The sequence below is a fragment of the Vibrio sp. 1CM8B genome (assembly GCF_023161685.1).
Classification (GTDB): Bacteria; Pseudomonadota; Gammaproteobacteria; order Enterobacterales; family Vibrionaceae; genus Vibrio; species Vibrio coralliirubri.
This window is the reverse complement of sequence record NZ_JALNTU010000003.1, coordinates 380399-397160: the sequence shown is the minus strand read 5'-3', so window position 1 is coordinate 397160 and position 16762 is coordinate 380399. Positions and strand designations below refer to the sequence as shown.

Genomic DNA, 16762 nt, shown 5'->3' with positions numbered 1-16762 from the left:
AAGCCCATACAGACTTCGCAGATATAGTTATTATGTTGTGGAGCTTGTCGCGATGGACGTATCTACAAGAGCGAAGTTAATTAAACTTCTGGGTATGTCTTGTAGCGTACACCCATCATCTGTTCCATACAGTGAACAACTTGGCAGCTGTAGCCAAACTCGTTATCGTACCAAATGTACAGCACGGCACGGTTGTCTTGTGCGATAGTCGCCACACCGTCAACCACGCCTGGGTGACGAGAGCCAACCAAGTCCGTAGATACAATCTCAGTCGAGTCTGTGTAATCGATTTGTGCAGACAAAGCAGAAGACAGCGCCATTTCTCGTAGGTACTCGTTCAACTCTTCTTTGTTTGTGCCTTTCTCAAGGTTTAGGTTCGCTACTGCCATTGAAACGTTTGGCGTAGGTACGCGAATCGCATTACCTGTTAGCTTACCTTCCATTTCCGGCATCGCTTTTGATACTGCTTTAGCAGCGCCAGTCGATGTCAAAACCATGTTCAATGATGCAGCACGACCACGACGATCACCCGAGTGGAAGTTATCGATTAGGTTTTGATCATTGGTAAATGAGTGCACCGTTTCGATGTGACCAGACAGCACGCCAAACTTGTCGTGAACCGCTTTCAATACTGGAGTGATTGCGTTAGTAGTACAGCTTGCTGCAGAGATGATGGTGTCTTCTGGCTGAATAACATTTTCATTTACACCAAATACCACGTTCTTGATGTCGCCTTTACCAGGCGCAGTCAGTAGCACTTTCTTCGCACCGTTACACGCAACGTGCTGGCTCAGGCCTTCCGCGTCACGCCATACGCCTGTGTTATCAACCACAAGTGCGTTTTCAATACCGTAAGTCGTGTAATCCACTTCTTCTGGTTTGTTTGCGTAGATAACTTGGATGAAGTTGCCGTTAACGATGATCGCTTTGCGTTCTTGGTCTACAACAATGCTGCCGTTGAATTGGCCGTGTACAGAGTCACGACGAAGCAGGCTTGCACGTTTTTCTAGGTCACCATCTTTGCCGCCACGTACAACGATTGCACGTAAACGCAGTGGGTAACCCGGGCCACTTTTCTCGATCAACAGGCGAGTGAGCAGTCGGCCAATACGACCAAAACCGTACAATACAACGTCACGAGGTTCTGTCATCGCATCGCCTTCAAGCGATTCAATTAGCGCAGTTTGTAGGAAATCATCCAACCCGTGTGTGTCTTCGCGATCTTGCCAGAATGAATGTGCAAGGCGACCAACGTCAATACGACATGGAGATAAGTCCATAGAGAGAAGGTGTTGAATGATAGGTTGAGTCTGTTCTGCTGTAAGAGGAGAACCAGTGTAACGTTTTGCGATGCGGTGAGCTTTGATGATGTCGATAGTTGTCGCGTTAACTAAGGTCTTACCAAAGAGGATAACTTCTACGCCTTTTTGACGGTATAACTGACCTAAAGTTGGAGCGATGGATTCAGCAATGGTTTGACTAGTTTGCCAATCTAGGAGGTGCTTTTCGGGACTCATCTTTACTCGGGACCTTTCACGTTAAGTTTCTGCATTCATGGCGGTTGTAGGGAAGCCAATCAGCATAGGGGATTTGAGGCATCAGGCTGTGGTCTTTATTGCCACTTAAATGTGCTGATATACCTTGTGTGTAACTTGTAATTTTTATGTGGCAGGATTGTAAGGTACGACGGGTTATTCTGCTAGGAAAAATAAATGCAGACAAAATATCTGTAAATTGGCTTTATATTAGCCATAAATCAAGATTTGAACGTCAATAAAGACTATTGACTTTAACAATCTGTAGCACTTATTTTTCGTCAAAAAATACTCAATTCAAAAGATAATATGTAATACAGGTCATATTGAACATTAAAGATGTGATCGCTAACTCAAGTTACACGTAAACAGTAAACGACAAATAAGGGAATCAGCGAGTATTGTTGTTCGACCTTTTAATAAGTCTAGTTTGAGCGTGAAAAGTGCATTACGCAAACGATTGGATGTCACAATTTTAACCTAACTATCCGCTTTGTTAGCGCGCAGAGTCATTATTCACAGTCTAGTTGAGACGCGAAATGTGGCCGTTCACTTGTTATGCGCGTGATAATAACTGGAGAAAACGTCTTTTGTTTACATTTTGCTCTCTGAAACCTCGCTTGTTTAAACCAGTCTTAATAAAAGCACGCCTTTCCGCTTTAAAGCTCTTTTCTGGATACCAGTTGGCTTTAATTTTTCGTTCTGGGCTCAGAGTATCGTTTGTTCATATCCAATTTGATCAATAACCCCCTGTTAATGTCCTATTCTTAATTTGGGTTAGGTAAATTACTTTCGGGAAGGGAGTAGTTATAAAAATGATAAATATGTCAATTAGATGGCGTCTTATTTTTCTTTCCACGGTTTCTGTACTCATTATGTTCGGGTTTACAGTGAATGAAGTGCTTAAGAACGATGAGAAGATGAATCACCTTGAAACAACGCGTATTAAGGTCGAAGCGCTTCAATCTTTTAATACGGTATCAAGTGATGCTTATCGATGGTTGGTGCTGTCTAATGACTCCCCTGAGAAAGGTCAGTTACTTTTAACGTTGCAATCAGAACTGGATAGACTGACTCAGTATGGAATGCGACTTCAACAGTTCGACAGCAATTGGAGTATTGATCCTCAGTTAGCTGAATTGAAAAAGCTGTTGATGACCCTAGCTAGTACATCTGAAACCAGAGACAGCAGACAATCGACAGAGCGCGCTTTCGACTTATTAAAAGACGTGCTAATGGATCTGTCTGAATATCGCATGGCCTTAGTCGATGAAAATATTGGTCAAGCGGATGCGATGTTCATCAATCTTACGCATTACGTGTTTTGGACTCAGAGAGAAGCGTGGTTAAGTTTCAGTTTGTATCGCTCGCCAGAGTTTAAAAACCAATACTTGCTTAGCTATGTCGGTGCTCTTGAGAGGCAGCAACAGCTATTAGATACCTTTTTCCGTTCGGATACGCGTTCTCCAAACATTAGACTGTTGTTAAACGCTGTCGCCAAGGATGAATTCCAAGACAAGTTCACATCACGAATCCTCAAAGGGGACTTTTCATCACCCGAAATATATCAACACTTGAAAAGCTTAGAGCTTAAAAAACGGGCGATTTCAAAAGCGATTGGCGCTTACACCAATCAAATACAGTTTGAGCTGACCAAGAATATCGCGTTGCAGAAAAGACAAACCTTGGTCATGACGTTGCTTATACTCATCGCTTCTGGTGTTCTGATGTGGCTTGGGGTCGCGACGTCTCTGCGTTTAAACAGAAACCTGTCGATTATCTTGAAAGGGGTGTCTGAATGCGCGGATAGCTACGGCAAGCCCAAGGTTATTCATATTCAAGGCAACGATGAACTTGCCGAGTTCACTGAAACTTTGAATCGAGTGATGGAGCGCAACTATCAACATAACAAAGAGTTAGTAGAAGCAAAGGAAGATGCAATTTCGGCTAACAAGGCCAAGAGCGCATTTTTAGCCAATATGTCCCATGAGATACGTACACCACTCAACGGGATCATTGGCATGGCTGAGATCTTATCTCAAAGTCAACTGAGCCCAAATCAACAAGAAGTGTTAGGAGATATCGAATCGTCTTCTCACTCATTACTGGTTCTGCTTAATGACATTCTTGACCTGTCCAAAATCGAGTCGGGCAACTTAATGCTATCGCCACACAACGCTGATCTGAGAGAGGCGGTTTACGACTCAGTAAGTGTGATTTTATCCAAAGCGATAAGTAAGGATATCGAACTCGACATCAATATCGATTCCCAAACTCCACCGCAGCTGTTTTTCGATGAGTACCGTGTGAGGCAGGTGCTGACCAATTTGCTGTCTAACGCCATCAAATTTACGTCAAAGGGCACGATTACCACGGACATTGCTTATACACCTATGTCTATGGGCAGAGGTAAGCTTGAATGCAGTGTGTCTGATACTGGAATTGGGATTGAGCCAGAGAAGCTAGAGTCCATATTTGAACCTTTCACTCAAGAAGATGGCAGCATTACCCGCCAATTTGGTGGTACGGGGCTAGGGCTTGCGATTTGTCGACAGCTTGTTGATTTGATGGGTGGTTACATTACCGCGCGTTCAGTGAAAGGAGAGGGCTCTACATTCACGTTTTGTTTGTATGTCGATATTGTAGAAGCGCCTGTTCAAACTTTCAATAACCTGAGTAGAGCGACCATCATCTCGAACTCTTTCAATTACCTCGATCAGCTTGTGAAAGAGTGTGAGCGTTTGAATGTTCGAGCCAATGTGGTGTCATCCATTGCAGCCCTGAGTGAAAGTGTTAAAGAAAGCGACTTCATACTTTATTGTCATACCTTGCACCACTCTATGGAAAAAGATCTTGCGACGTTGAAGGCGATATATCCTCTTGCTCGCGTCATCGTTTGTCAGCATCACCTATTTAAAACCAACCTAATCAGAGAAACAGTCCACTCGACTCATACCTTGCCATTCTTGGGCCGACGTTTCTTAACCAGCTTACAATCTCTCGATGTGGGCGAAGAGCAAACGCCTCAAGTGGAAGCAAAAGATGAAGAAGTTCGCTCTCTGAATCGACGCATTTTGATCGTTGAAGACAATCTGATGAATCAAAAAATAGCGAGCTTCTTCCTTGAGCAAGCGGGTTATGAATATTTGATTGCCAGTAATGGCCAAGAAGCGGTGGATGTCATCACTCAGGGGGCTCAGTTTGATGCCATTTTAATGGACTGCATGATGCCTGTTATGGATGGTATAACGGCGACTCGTGCGATTCGTCAGTGGGAAGCCGATCAACAAGTCACACCATTACCCATCATTGCTTTAACCGCCAGTGTTCTAGAAGAAGACATCAAAGACTGTTTTGAAGCCGGTATGAACGCCTACTTACCGAAACCCTATAAATCTCACCAGCTGTACGATCTTTTCAGTAGCCTTGATATTGTTTAAGGGTTCCCGTATCAAGGCTAACGAGGTGCTACTTAACGAACTTCTAATCCAAGGTTGTATTGTGCAAGGCAACGACCGACATAGCTGATTTTCAACAAGGCTGCGACTAAGATGGTGCTGATGTGGGCGACGATTTGAATTGGCAGTGAGAAGTGATCGGCCATTGGATAAGCAACGATAATACTGAGTAGCATAAGCAAGGCGGTGGTTGCTAGACTGAAGTTTGAAACAGAAAGTAGCGTTTGAGAGCGTTGAGTCATCGTCTTCATATTGAATTCCTAATTGCTATTAATGATTATGATACTCGTTATCAATAGCAATTAGCGTTCCAGTTTTATTTTAATCATTAAATCAACTAGTTAAAGTGTCCTGTTAACTTTGCGAGTCATAATGACTTTGGTGGTTATCATGTCTTTATGACTCTCTAGTGTGATTACCACTGTCTGAATCCGCAAGTATCGATGTGGAATCGAACACCAGAATACAACCCCAGCCCAACGTTATTTTTTTGCCCAAATTCAGCATGAACCTTTTTAAGTTTCACGTGTAGATCTTCGCGAGTAATATCATTCGCAGGAACTAAGTCTAAGGCGCAGAATTCCAAGTGTTTACTTCGCAGTGCGCCGCCAGCTTGTTGATTGTAGATATTGGTTCGCTCTCCGGACACAGGGATAACCACGCCAATTTCAGGCTCAATATATTGTTGTATGTACTTAAGGGTATTGACCATGTTTGGCACATGTTTCTTATTGGGAAGGGTGAACAGGGTCGTATTACTCATTGCCCAATCCGTGCCTTGCAACAAGACTAAATGCAGAGGCATGCTCTGAGTGATGCCGTTGTCTTTTAGTTGTTGACCGATCGCTTTGACTTGATCTTGGGCGTGGTTAAGGAGCATCCAACCTCGAAATGCTGATCGGGTCGGAACCTTGTAGCCATGAACATCGACCACGAGATCGTCATAAGTGATTTCGGTTTCTTCGGTATAAAGTTTCTCAAATTTTTCAGGGTAAGGTTGTGTCGTTGATAACGCCAAGGTAATCAGAATACTTGCGTACATACGGTCTCTCCATCGCTGATGTTCACCTAGTTATTTTTCTTCCTACGGTTGCTCTGTTTTCTCTAATGGTTCAGTGTTCTATAGTTGTTCATTTCATGCGGTTACTTAGGTACGCTTAAGTATAGACGCTAGAATTTAGGTACAAAAAAACCCACTACAAAGAGTGGGTTACTAACATTATTACAAGTTAATCAACTAGGTGAGATTATTTCTTACCTTGGATTTGCTTGTCTTCTTCTGTCAGTTCACGAATGCGACGGCTGATGTCACGGCGAGCTTTAGAAATCTCGGCGCTCTTGATGATGTGGTCATCAACACGGTCTTCGTAGTCAGCTTTCATATTTTTGATAATGCCTAGGATCTCGTCGTGAGTCATCTCTGGCTTGATGTAATCAAGTAGGTTATCAAGAAGGTCGACACGCTTACGGTTGTCACGAACTTTCTTTTCGTTGTCTAAAAGTTCACGCTTAAGTTTGTTCTTACGTCGTGCTTGGTTAACAATTTCAAATACGCTGCTCATAGATTCCTTTTCCTATTCGTCAAATACGTTGTCTGGTTCTGATTAAAGCACATCAATTGATGATGTAACAGTCTTTAGATCAAAGCAAAAGTAAGGTTGTTTAATTATTCGTCACTCTCTCTAACGTGTGATTGTTTTTATCTCGCGGTTCAAGTTAGTATCCTATGTAGATACTGCATTGATACGATATGTGAAATGAATCAACAACAATTGGAAACAGAAGATTTGGGTGACGATGTTACTGAATCTTCGGCAGAGCAGAACAAGCTTCGTGATGCGTATGTACAAGAGCGTACTTATTTGGAAGTCGTGGAAATAGAGCTAAACCGTTCTAAGATCATAATGATTGATGAACAGGGCAGAAAGAAACGAGTACCAATTTTGTCTGAACACTAGTTACTGTATTGTTAGGTGTTGAGATGGAATTATCAAAATAATAAAAAGGAAAAACGATGAACACAGTACTTTCCCCAATTGAAGCGAGAATTATCGGTTGTTTGATCGAGAAAGAAGTCACTACTCCCGATCATTACCCACTGACACTGAACAGTTTAACCACGGCATGTAATCAAAAGAGTAACCGTGAACCTGTTCTCTCTCTTTCTGAGTCAGATGTTTTAGATGCGGTTGATGGCTTAATCGGACGTCGCATGGTGAGCGATGAGAGCAGCTTCAATAGCCGTGTTAATAAGTATCAGCATCGTTTCTGCAACACTGAGTTCGGTGATCTGCAATTTACAGAGCAAGAGCGTGCAATCATCTGTTGTATGTTACTGCGCGGCGCGCAAACACCCGGTGAACTTCGTACTCGAACGGGTCGCCTTGCAAACTTTAGTGATGTGAAAGAAGTAGAAGCAACATTAGATAAGCTAGCTGCAAGAGAAGCAGGTGCCTTAGTGGTTAAGCTACCACGCGAAGCGGGTAAACGTGAATCACGCTACCAGCACTTATTGAGCGGTGAAGTGGATGTTGAAGCGTTTGCGACGGCATCAGTCAGCGCGGCTGCACCCTCTGCAACGAGTGAAAAGTTTGAAGAGCTTGAGTCTGAAGTTGCAAGCCTAAGAGCAGAAGTGGCAGAGCTTAAGGCTCTGGTTGAATCACTGCTTTAGATGTCTGAGTCTGATAAAAATGCGGATTGGGTCGTGTACTTGATCCGCAATCGTCACAATGCCCTTTATTGTGGCGTGACGAACAATCTAGAACGTCGATTGGAACAACATCAAACCGGTAAAGGCGCCAAAGCTTTAAAAGGTAAAGGCCCACTTAAGCTGGTTTGGAGCTTTGGTGTTGGCTCAAAAAGTGAGGCGTTGAAAACCGAATACGCGATCAAGCAATTGCACAAATCCCGCAAAGAAAAACTGGTATCACTCAAACTGATTATTGAGTGGCAAAAAGACAAAATTCAATATATCGAAGTCTCATAATTCATAGCCAAAATGTTTGTTATTGATTAAATCTTAATAATGTAAGGGTCTATGATAAATTAAGCTAAGCTCATGAATTTAAATGGTAATTACTCTTAACGTGAATGGGCTAAAATCATGATTGAACTCGTTGTTGTTAATCTCCATTCCAAATTAACATATTGCTCATTTAGAATGTCGTTCTAATTAGTGTTAGACGCTATCATTTATCATCGTTGTCCTACATAATATCCATTAGCCATACAAAGAGATGGTGTCATGCTAGGTTAAAAAATGAGCCAAAGTAGCTCATATAAAACGAGAAAAATATGAAACGTTTACTGATGTTGTTTGGACTTGCCGTATTTTCTGCGTCCGCTCTCTCCCATGGTACTCATGTCCTCAATGGGTACTGGGAATACCAAGATTATCTTTCCACTTTTCCAGAACAAAGAGCATTGACCGATAAAATGGTCGAGGCTGTACAAAATCACCCTGTGCCACTGAGAAGAATCCAAGACGAGCCGATTACGATTTCCGTGGTGTATCCGGGTCAACAGATCTCGGATTACTGGGTTCGTAATATTCAAGCTTTTGAGAAACGTCTTGATAGGCTGAAGATCCGCTACCAAATAAATCAAGTATTTACCCGTATTAATTCCGATCTCGCGCAGCAGAGTATTTCGTTGCAAGAAGCCATTGAAAACAAAACGGACTACTTGATTTTCACTCTAGATACCACGCGCCACCGCAAGTTTATTGAGCACGTGTTGACCTCTACAGATACTAAGTTGATCCTTCAAAATATCACGACGCCAGTGCGAGCTTGGGCGGATAGACAGCCATTTATGTATGTGGGCTTTGACCATGCGACAGGCAGCTTAAAACTGGCGGACTATTTTAAACAAGTAAGCCCACCAGACAGTAAGTATTCTGTTTTGTATTACTCACAAGGCTATATAAGTGATGCGCGTGGGGATACTTTTATCCATGAAGTGAATACGGATACCAACTTTACCCTTAAGTCTTCGTTTTACACAAAATCAAACAAAGACAGTGGCTACCAAGCGGCTAAAATCAGCATAGAGAACGATAAGGATCTAGACTTTATCTATGCATGCTCAACGGATGTGGCTCTCGGTGCAATGGAAGCGATTCGTGAATCGGGCCAAGACATCTTAGTGAATGGTTGGGGAGGCGGCTCTGCTGAACTTGAAGCCATTGCAAGAGGCGACTTAGATGTTACTGTCATGCGTATGAACGACGATACGGGCATTGCGATGGCAGAGGCGATCAAGTGGGATCTAGCCGGTTTGGAAGTGCCTACCGTTTACTCTGGTGAATTTGAAATTGTGACCAAGGAAGATTCCCCAGAACGTATTTCAGAACTTAAACAGCGAGCATTTAGGTACTCAGGTCAATAATGAAGAAAAGCTACGCCAGTACACCTAGAAACACTTTAGCTAGACTCATTACGCGTATCGTTATTTTGGTGATAGGCGTGATGGCAACTGGCGTGCTTATTCATAACTATGAAACCAGCAGTAATATCGTACAGCAAGAGACGAATCGAACGGTTCAGCAAACCTCAAGCCTGATCCAAAACATGTTTGATTATCGTTTGTCGGTGCTGCAAATCCACCAAGACAGCAGCTCACACAGTGAAACTCTCAGAGAGTATTTTGATACCGGTAATGACGAGATTCTGAGCTACTTTTTCTTTGGTGTTGACCAACGTGAACCTGACCATGCGCCAGATTTACGCTTTGTCTCTACCCACGATGGTTTGGCTTGGGAAGACGGCAACAGTCAATTCTATGGTTTAGATGAGTCCAACTTAAAGCATATTTCTGATGAGGTTTCTTTCAGTAGTAATTGGCATTTTATTAAACTGAGGACAGATATAGGTAAGCGTCACTTGTTGGCTCGCCGTACTCCTATCGTTGATAACGCTACCGGGGAAGTGCTTGGTCAGCTCTATATAGCCATTGTGCTTGATAATAACTTCTCTTTGGCTGAGTCAATCCAACAAGGCAGTAACTGCGAAAATATCGTTATTGAAGCGCATGGTACACCGGTGACATCGACATTCAGTGGTGATGAAAGCTACACCATTACTGACATCCTCAATTATCAAATGTACGAACAGTTGCCGCGTCATTTCGTCACCATCGCAACCATTAAGATCAACGCGGTTGAAACCCCTTTAATCATTCGAGCCGTTCAAAAGAACAATAACTTCATTGCGTTAGAAGAGAATTATCAGCGCGCGATCATCGTAGTGATTGTGGTGATCATATTGATGTCTTTCTTTGCGCGTACTTGGATACAAAGAAGGGTTGCTGCTGAGCTAGATAAGCTGATGGATTTCACCCGCTCCGCAAGCGATGGCGAAGAGTACAACAAGTTTGATGGCTCTAACATTTTCGAATTCCACCATATTGGTTGTACCCTCGAAGACACCTTTGAGCGCTTATCGGAACAGAATCAAAAGTTCCAAGATCTCTTTAACTTTGCTCATTCACCTATTTTGGTTTGGTCTGAGAAAGGCGACTTGATTCAGATGAACCCAGCCGCTCGTATGGCGCTGTTCGATGCTGATGACAATTATGGTCCAATTGCCCAAGAGTTTGAGCATCGAATGCTGCCTAATATTCAAATGGTGGTTCAAGGATCTAAACTGACGGGTATTAACGTACCCATTGGTGAAAAGGTGTTTCGTTGGAACATGTCTGCTATTCGCGTGGAACACGGCATCACAGGGGTGGTGGTACAAGGGCAAGATATTACTAAGCTTATCGAGGCGGAAAGGCAGGCTGATCGGGCAAGAGAAGAAGCCGAGCATCTTGCGAATGTGCGAGCAGACTTTCTAGCTAAGATGAGTCACGAGATTCGTACGCCGCTCAACGGCATTCTCGGTGTCTCTCAGCTGCTCAAGCGCTCTATGCACAATGAAGCTAACCGTGAGCAGGTGGATGTACTGTGTAATAGTGCGGAACACTTACTGGCGGTACTTAATGATATCTTGGATTTCTCAAAGATTGAGCAAGGGCAGTTTAATATTCAAAAGAAAGACTTCCGCTTGGGGGAGTTAGTTAATACCTTAGACAGCATCTATCGTCCGCTGTGTGAAGATAAATCCATCGAATTTACCATTGTGAATCACTTGGTCGATGACATCGAAATCAACACCGACCAAGTACGCCTCAACCAGATCATGTTTAATCTGTTGAGCAACGCCCTTAAGTTCACTCATCAAGGCGGTATCTCCGTCAGCTTTGAGCTCGAGAGTATCTTTAACTCTGATCACGCCAGCTTAATCGTTCGAGTGAAAGATTCCGGTATTGGTATTGATGAAAGCAAGATTGATGCTGTTTTTGAACCCTTTGTTCAAGCCGAAGAGACCACGACTCGTGAATATGGCGGTACTGGTTTAGGACTTACGATTGTAAAAAATCTGGTCGATATGCTGGAAGGGGACATTCAAGTCCGCAGCGTGATAGGTCAAGGCTCAGAGTTCACGATAGAAATTCCAGTGGTCGTACACGCCAAGCCCCTATTAGTCGATGCTAAGAAACAAGCTGAGGTTGAGCCAGAGGCGTTGTTTAGTCGACCTTTGAATGTGTTGCTGGTGGAAGACAATCACACCAACGCCTTTATTGCTCAGGCTTTCTGTAAGAAATATGGCATGGTCGTCACTTGGGCAAAAGATGGCTTAGAAGCGATTGAGATGGCTAAGACGATAACCTATGACTTGATCTTGATGGATAACCAACTTCCTAATCTCGGTGGTGTTGAAACCACTCAGCAACTAAGAGGTGAGATTGGTGTGTCAGCCCCAATTTATGCGTGTACCGCTGATGCTCAAGAGTCAACAAGAGATAGTTTTATGGCCGCAGGGGCGAATTACGTGATTGTAAAACCGATTAAAGAAGAGTCGCTACACCAAGCATTTGTTCATTTCAAAAACTCATACTGGAATGACACAGAGCACTAGGCTTTAACTTAGTGCTCTTAAATGGACTCTATTGAAGATAAGTAACTAATTTGCTGCCTTTATATCGAGCCAGCGACAAAGGCTTGTTCCAACAGTAGCGTTTTCAACTCATCACTCATATCTAGGTGTTCAGGGAATTGGACACCTAACAACCAGCCTTGTCTTTGCCTTTTCTTACTCACCACTTTGTAGACCAGATCGTCATCTAAGAACTCATTTAAGTCAGAATTAACTTTAATCTTCCAGCCGACATCGATATCTGATTGCTGGGTAAGATAGATACCGCAGCCTGAAGCTGAAAAATCGATCAGTGTGGCATCCAGCGACAAGGTATCAAAGGTGACTTCACAGCTGAGACGTACTTTATACCTTTCGTGTTCACGAATAGGCTTGGTTGCAAAGTTTGAGGGTGGGCGAAGGAAGATTAGATGTGCTGGTGAGGTGATATGAGCCAGTACATTGGTTTTGAACGCGACAATGTGCCCAAGTTCGGTGTCGGTAATCGCACGAACAATAATATCAACGTTTGTGAGCTTTCTCAGTGTCAGTGCTTCTGTCGCTTTTTGCGTAAGCTCTAGTATAAGGTACTGATCTTCTTTGTGTCCGATATAAAGCGTACTGATCTGGATTGAGTCGTCTGGGCCAAATTCTAATACACCTGCTGTTTTTGTACCTGGCTTTAGGTATCTGAACAGTTCTAAGTTTTTATCTTTATGCATATTCGTTACTGAACAATGTTAATCGTTTGATAAAATAATATAACGTCCTGATAAAACTATGTCATTAGTTTCATTGAAGTAATTAGCAGCGTACAACAAAAAAATGAATCGCTGTCTCAAGTAAACAACGGCTTACTCTTGTCGTAAAACAAGATACACTGCTGACAGATATATACTTGATGGAGAAATAGTAAATGGAACTGGAAACCTTATTAAATACTCTGGCTGAAACCCCAGAAGCCGTGCAATTTGAAGATACAATGCAAGTGATCGAAGCTCACTATGATTTTTCTGAGAGCGAATTTCGCAATGGTGAGGTAGTGAACGCTGCAGGGCAGAATAATGGTTCGTGTAAGATTTTTGCTTTTGGTTTAGAGCAAGGCCTATCAGCAGAGCAAACCCTTGCTTGTTTTGGTCAATTTTATCGTAACGACGTGCTAGGTTTTCCTGAGCACAGCGACCATCAAAATATTCGTAACTTTATGGTTCATGGCTGGAATGGTATCCAGTTTTCTCAGTCTGCGCTGGTTGCAAAAGCGAAGTAGACACTAACTAGTTAACGATTAGGTCGAAACTTAATCTCAGTATTTTGAAGCGAGAAAATAACCTCTCGCTTTTTTTTGTCTATGTTGAACCAGCTCGTAACTTGTTAACTAGTAGCTTGCTGAATAGGCTTTAAACTACTGAACAGGCAAGGCAGACAAGCACTTACGGCACATACAAACTCCAGCCTTTGGAATATCACTAGTATCTCGTTTTTCTAGCTCAAAACACCAACACGTCTCTTTACCGGCACTGATATCGCATTGAGCTGGCTCATTACACTGTGGACACTGGTGAGTCGAACTCTCGCCACTAAGATTATCCATAACCGACGTTTGCTCTTCTTCAGATAAGCCTTTCCAACCTATAATTTCATCCATTGTTCGAAAGCAGCCACTACACATTCCGCCATTATTTTTACAAGCCGCTCGGCAAGGTGTTTTCATTTCTCTAACCTGTGATTCATTTGGGCTGAAATGTAGCATATTTGTTTCTTCTTGAAGAGCCGTTAGGTTAAGAAATTACTCAGTTAAATTTAGAAATGACCTCGTAATTTTTAGGCTTTTCATGTAGCATCTCGCCCCTTTTGTTGAGTGGGGGATATTATGTTTATTGGATTTGATTATGGAACAGCGAACTGTTCTGTCGCGGCGATGGTTAATGGAGAGCCAAGCCTGTTGCCGCTCGAAGGTAACAACCACTATATTCCCTCAACCGTGTTTGCGCCTACCCGTGAGAGTGTTTCTGAACACCTCTTCCGCCACTTGAATATCAAGCCGAGTGATGCGATCGGTGAGCAAGTTTTACGACGTGCGATCGCTCTGAACAGAGAAGAGAGTATCGACTTAGTGCCAGAAGACATGGCATTTGGTCAGGCTGCGTTGGACTTATATCTAGAAGACCCTCGCGATGTTTATTATGTTAAGTCCCCTAAATCTTTCCTTGGCGCGAGTGGACTGCATGATGTTCAGGTGAGTTTCTTCGAAGATTTAGTGTGCGCCATGATGGCAAATATTAAGCATCAAGCCGAAATCACGACTCAAGATCAGATCAAGCAAGCTGTTATCGGCCGACCAATTAATTTCCACGGTCGAGGTGGTGAAGAAGCAAACAGACAAGCTGAAGACATCCTCACTCGCGCAGCTAAGCGTGCAGGTTTCCTTGATATCGCTTTTCAATTTGAGCCAGTAGCCGCAGGTCTTGATTACGAAAGCACATTAACTGAAAACCAAACAGTATTGGTTGTTGATATTGGCGGTGGTACCACCGATTGCTCATTATTAGAAATGGGACCTAGTTGGTCTGGTAAAGCGGATCGTACCCAGAGTTTGTTGGCACACAGTGGACAAAGGGTAGGGGGTAATGACCTCGATATCTATCTTGCATTCAAACAACTTATGTCACCTTTTGGTATGGGTAGCAAAGGCATTTCGGGTATCGATATGCCACTGACTCAATTCTGGAATCCTATTGCGATTAATAATGTTGAAGCTCAAAAGAACTTCTATTCAAGAGAAAACCTAGCGGCATTGAAATTACTTCGTAAAGAAGCGTCAGAGCCTCAAAAGCTAGAACGTTTGATGAAGGTCTATCAGGACACCTTGGGCTACGGTATTGTGCGTAGAGCGGAAGAAGCCAAGATTGCGCTGGCAGAATCTTCTCAATATCGAGCTGCGATTAATGTTGCCTCTGAACTGGTCGAGGTAGATATCTCAGTCGAACAGATGGTTGAAGCGATTGAAACACCAAAGTCTAAGATGGTTGAGTTGGTTAAAGAAGCGATTCAACAAGGCCAGAAAAAGCCAGACGTAATCTACATGACGGGTGGTTCTGCGCGTTCACCGATACTTCGTGAAGCCGTACAAAAAGCTGTGCCGAACGTACCGATTGTGAGTGGTAATTACTTCGGTTCAGTAACTGCAGGTTTAGCTCGTTGGGCCGAGGTTTGCTTCAAATAAGAGTCCAATGATGAGTTATGAAGGGCAACCAGTCGCTGATTGGTTGCCCTTTTTTTTGTTTTTTCTCTAATGAACTTTCTATTGAGCGATTTTTCCTAGCTCAAATTGGGATTTGTTTCACAAAGCTAAATATTTCAGTTGAGTTCTGTATGTTACAAAATGTTTCAAGGTTAAAGGTTAACCTCTCGATGGTCTGATGAGTTACCTTGGATTTAGATTTTTAATGCTTTTTTAGTGATTATAAAATCAAAAATAATCAAAGTGTTCATCTCAAAGAATGAAAAGAACTCCCAGTAATTACTGTGTTATTTCTTTGTTTTTAAATGATTTTTTGTTTTTTATGTTGCGATTTTTTTTATTTTATATATTTTAATGCAACTTTCTTGTCATTCGTATATTAGGGTTTCGCTACTTGTTAAATGCAGGTAACAACTTCTCCGTAAGCACGAGGTTGTTAGTGAATAACTCACCCAGTTACATAATGGATATGACAATGAATAAGAAACTTTTAGCGCTAGCAATTTCTGGTGCAGTATTTGGTACACAGGCAGTTGCAGTAGAACTTTACAACGAAGATGGCACAACATTCTCAGTTGGCGGCCACGTTTCAGTTGCAGTTGGTGACGTAAACAGCGATGACCGTCAAAACAGCGATGACATTGGTGTAGAAACTGTATCTCCACGTATCAACTTCGGTGCAACTCACGAGCTTGGCAACGGCTTTACTGCTGACGCTAAAGGTGAATGGGCGCTAAACATGCTTGATGGTGGTGAAGAGTCATTCACAACTCGTCTTGGTTACGTTGGTCTTTCTCACGACGATTACGGTCGTGCAGCAGTAGGTACTCAATGGGCACCTTACTACAACGTTGCTGGCGTAGCAGATATGCCAATCGCATTCGCGAATGACTTCATCTACGAAGATCACGGTAACCTAGGTACTGGTCGTGGTGAAGAGATGGTGAGCTACGGTAACGCTATCGATTTCGGCAATGCAGGTTCTCTAAGCGCTGCAGTTGCATGGCAAGGTCGTAAGATTGATGACTTAACTACATACGGTAACCGTGGTCAAGTTGCATTGAACTACGCAATCGCTGGTTTCACTGCAAACTACGCGTACAACACAGGTGACGTAGAGTACGCACTTGCTGGTTCACAAACTGCTGATTCACACGTAGTAAGTGCTACTTACGGTTCATACGGCGCTGAAGGTCTTTACCTTGCTGGTGTTTACGCAATGAACAACTACATGAACTCTGGTAACGGCCAAATTCTTGAAGAGTCAGTTGCAGTTGAATTACTAGCTTCTTACGCACTATCTAACAGCCTTAACCTAAGCGTTAACTACGAAGCTGTAGAAGACGACAAGATGAGCGAAACTGTGTACAGCACGACTGCTCTACAAGCTGAATACAACTTCACATCTCAGTTCGTAGGCTTCGCTGGTTACCAGTTTGACCTACAAGGTTCTGGCGTGTACAAAGAAAAAGCTGACGACCAATGGCTACTTGGTGCTCGTTACTACCTATAAGTCGCAGACTTATTTAGCATAGTGTTTACTCCTTAAATTTACCTTTTCGGATACTG

Annotated in this window: 15 protein-coding genes; 9 read left to right on the top strand and 6 right to left on the bottom strand. The window is 42.9% G+C overall.

Annotated elements, in window-relative coordinates; genetic code table 11:
• Positions 1 to 80 precede the first annotated feature (80 nt).
• Positions 81 to 1517, bottom strand: a complete 1437-nt coding sequence (locus tag MSG36_RS08195; protein WP_050621730.1) for a glyceraldehyde-3-phosphate dehydrogenase — start codon at positions 1515 to 1517, stop codon at positions 81 to 83.
• Between the two features lie 893 nt (positions 1518 to 2410).
• Here MSG36_RS08195 and MSG36_RS08190 point away from each other — a divergent pair.
• The gene (locus tag MSG36_RS08190; protein WP_248367185.1) at positions 2411 to 4975 is read left to right on the top strand and encodes an ATP-binding protein; all 2565 of its coding nucleotides are present in this window, start codon (positions 2411 to 2413) and stop codon (positions 4973 to 4975) included.
• A gap of 32 nt (positions 4976 to 5007) precedes the next feature.
• On the opposite strand, the gene MSG36_RS08185 is transcribed toward MSG36_RS08190, so the two are convergent.
• The 3 genes from MSG36_RS08185 to MSG36_RS08175 form a co-directional block, all read right to left on the bottom strand.
• A complete protein-coding gene (locus tag MSG36_RS08185) occupies positions 5008 to 5244 on the bottom strand; it encodes a hypothetical protein (RefSeq protein WP_050052413.1) in 237 nt (78 codons plus the stop codon).
• Between the two features lie 164 nt (positions 5245 to 5408).
• Positions 5409 to 6035: a D-Ala-D-Ala carboxypeptidase family metallohydrolase gene (locus MSG36_RS08180; RefSeq protein ID WP_248367183.1), complete on the bottom strand. Its 627-nt coding sequence runs from the start codon at positions 6033 to 6035 to the stop codon at positions 5409 to 5411.
• Between the two features lie 205 nt (positions 6036 to 6240).
• On the bottom strand, positions 6241 to 6555 hold the full coding sequence (locus MSG36_RS08175) for a DUF496 family protein (protein WP_004742367.1): 315 nt from the start codon (positions 6553 to 6555) through the stop codon (positions 6241 to 6243).
• 195 nt (positions 6556 to 6750) lie between these two features.
• Here MSG36_RS08175 and MSG36_RS08170 point away from each other — a divergent pair, with 195 nt between their 5' ends.
• The 5 genes from MSG36_RS08170 (at position 6751) to luxQ (ending at position 11955) form a co-directional block, all read left to right on the top strand.
• Positions 6751 to 6951, top strand: coding sequence for a hypothetical protein (locus MSG36_RS08170; protein ID WP_048659067.1), 201 nt, complete (start codon positions 6751 to 6753; stop codon positions 6949 to 6951).
• A gap of 56 nt (positions 6952 to 7007) precedes the next feature.
• Complete coding sequence (locus MSG36_RS08165; RefSeq protein ID WP_019823422.1) at positions 7008 to 7664, top strand: YceH family protein; 657 nt, start codon at positions 7008 to 7010, stop codon at positions 7662 to 7664.
• On the top strand, positions 7665 to 7979 hold the full coding sequence (locus MSG36_RS08160) for a GIY-YIG nuclease family protein (RefSeq protein ID WP_248367182.1): 315 nt from the start codon (positions 7665 to 7667) through the stop codon (positions 7977 to 7979).
• A gap of 308 nt (positions 7980 to 8287) precedes the next feature.
• Positions 8288 to 9382: an autoinducer 2-binding periplasmic protein LuxP gene (locus MSG36_RS08155; protein ID WP_248367181.1), complete on the top strand. Its 1095-nt coding sequence runs from the start codon at positions 8288 to 8290 to the stop codon at positions 9380 to 9382.
• A complete protein-coding gene (gene luxQ, locus MSG36_RS08150) occupies positions 9382 to 11955 on the top strand; it encodes a quorum-sensing autoinducer 2 sensor kinase/phosphatase LuxQ (protein ID WP_248367179.1) in 2574 nt (857 codons plus the stop codon). The genes MSG36_RS08155 and luxQ overlap by 1 nt, the downstream gene beginning before the upstream one ends.
• A 59-nt stretch (positions 11956 to 12014) precedes the next feature.
• Here luxQ and MSG36_RS08145 read toward each other — a convergent pair whose 3' ends face one another.
• Positions 12015 to 12674: a PilZ domain-containing protein gene (locus MSG36_RS08145; protein WP_048659071.1), complete on the bottom strand. Its 660-nt coding sequence runs from the start codon at positions 12672 to 12674 to the stop codon at positions 12015 to 12017.
• 194 nt (positions 12675 to 12868) lie between these two features.
• Between MSG36_RS08145 and MSG36_RS08140 the strand changes: the two genes are divergently transcribed.
• Positions 12869 to 13219: a HopJ type III effector protein gene (locus MSG36_RS08140; RefSeq protein WP_052879999.1), complete on the top strand. Its 351-nt coding sequence runs from the start codon at positions 12869 to 12871 to the stop codon at positions 13217 to 13219.
• A 135-nt stretch (positions 13220 to 13354) separates the two neighbouring features.
• On the opposite strand, the gene MSG36_RS08135 is transcribed toward MSG36_RS08140, so the two are convergent.
• Complete coding sequence (locus tag MSG36_RS08135) at positions 13355 to 13663, bottom strand: DUF1289 domain-containing protein (RefSeq protein ID WP_082242633.1); 309 nt, start codon at positions 13661 to 13663, stop codon at positions 13355 to 13357.
• A gap of 159 nt (positions 13664 to 13822) precedes the next feature.
• Between MSG36_RS08135 and yegD the strand changes: the two genes are divergently transcribed.
• Both yegD and MSG36_RS08125 read left to right on the top strand, forming a co-directional pair.
• Positions 13823 to 15175, top strand: coding sequence for a molecular chaperone (yegD, locus tag MSG36_RS08130; protein WP_052880000.1), 1353 nt, complete (start codon positions 13823 to 13825; stop codon positions 15173 to 15175).
• Between the two features lie 493 nt (positions 15176 to 15668).
• Positions 15669 to 16706: a porin gene (locus MSG36_RS08125; RefSeq protein ID WP_052880001.1), complete on the top strand. Its 1038-nt coding sequence runs from the start codon at positions 15669 to 15671 to the stop codon at positions 16704 to 16706.
• The last annotated feature ends 56 nt before the right edge of the window (positions 16707 to 16762 follow it).

Bases quoted from the DNA above. Each gene is read 5' to 3' on its own strand.
- MSG36_RS08135 (WP_082242633.1), bottom strand. From the start codon at position 13,663: ATGAAAACACCTTGCCGAGCGGCTTGTAAAAATAATGGCGGAATGTGT.
- yegD (WP_052880000.1), top strand. From the start codon at position 13,823: ATGTTTATTGGATTTGATTATGGAACAGCGAACTGTTCTGTCGCGGCG.
- MSG36_RS08185 (WP_050052413.1), bottom strand. From the start codon at position 5,244: ATGAAGACGATGACTCAACGCTCTCAAACGCTACTTTCTGTTTCAAAC.
- MSG36_RS08125 (WP_052880001.1), top strand. From the start codon at position 15,669: ATGAATAAGAAACTTTTAGCGCTAGCAATTTCTGGTGCAGTATTTGGT.
- MSG36_RS08170 (WP_048659067.1), top strand. From the start codon at position 6,751: ATGAATCAACAACAATTGGAAACAGAAGATTTGGGTGACGATGTTACT.
- MSG36_RS08190 (WP_248367185.1), top strand. From the start codon at position 2,411: ATGTTCGGGTTTACAGTGAATGAAGTGCTTAAGAACGATGAGAAGATG.
- MSG36_RS08145 (WP_048659071.1), bottom strand. From the start codon at position 12,674: ATGCATAAAGATAAAAACTTAGAACTGTTCAGATACCTAAAGCCAGGT.
- MSG36_RS08140 (WP_052879999.1), top strand. From the start codon at position 12,869: ATGGAACTGGAAACCTTATTAAATACTCTGGCTGAAACCCCAGAAGCC.
- MSG36_RS08175 (WP_004742367.1), bottom strand. From the start codon at position 6,555: ATGAGCAGCGTATTTGAAATTGTTAACCAAGCACGACGTAAGAACAAA.
- MSG36_RS08160 (WP_248367182.1), top strand. From the start codon at position 7,665: ATGTCTGAGTCTGATAAAAATGCGGATTGGGTCGTGTACTTGATCCGC.
- MSG36_RS08180 (WP_248367183.1), bottom strand. From the start codon at position 6,035: ATGTACGCAAGTATTCTGATTACCTTGGCGTTATCAACGACACAACCT.
- MSG36_RS08155 (WP_248367181.1), top strand. From the start codon at position 8,288: ATGAAACGTTTACTGATGTTGTTTGGACTTGCCGTATTTTCTGCGTCC.
- MSG36_RS08165 (WP_019823422.1), top strand. From the start codon at position 7,008: ATGAACACAGTACTTTCCCCAATTGAAGCGAGAATTATCGGTTGTTTG.
- MSG36_RS08195 (WP_050621730.1), bottom strand. From the start codon at position 1,517: ATGAGTCCCGAAAAGCACCTCCTAGATTGGCAAACTAGTCAAACCATT.
- luxQ (WP_248367179.1), top strand. From the start codon at position 9,382: ATGAAGAAAAGCTACGCCAGTACACCTAGAAACACTTTAGCTAGACTC.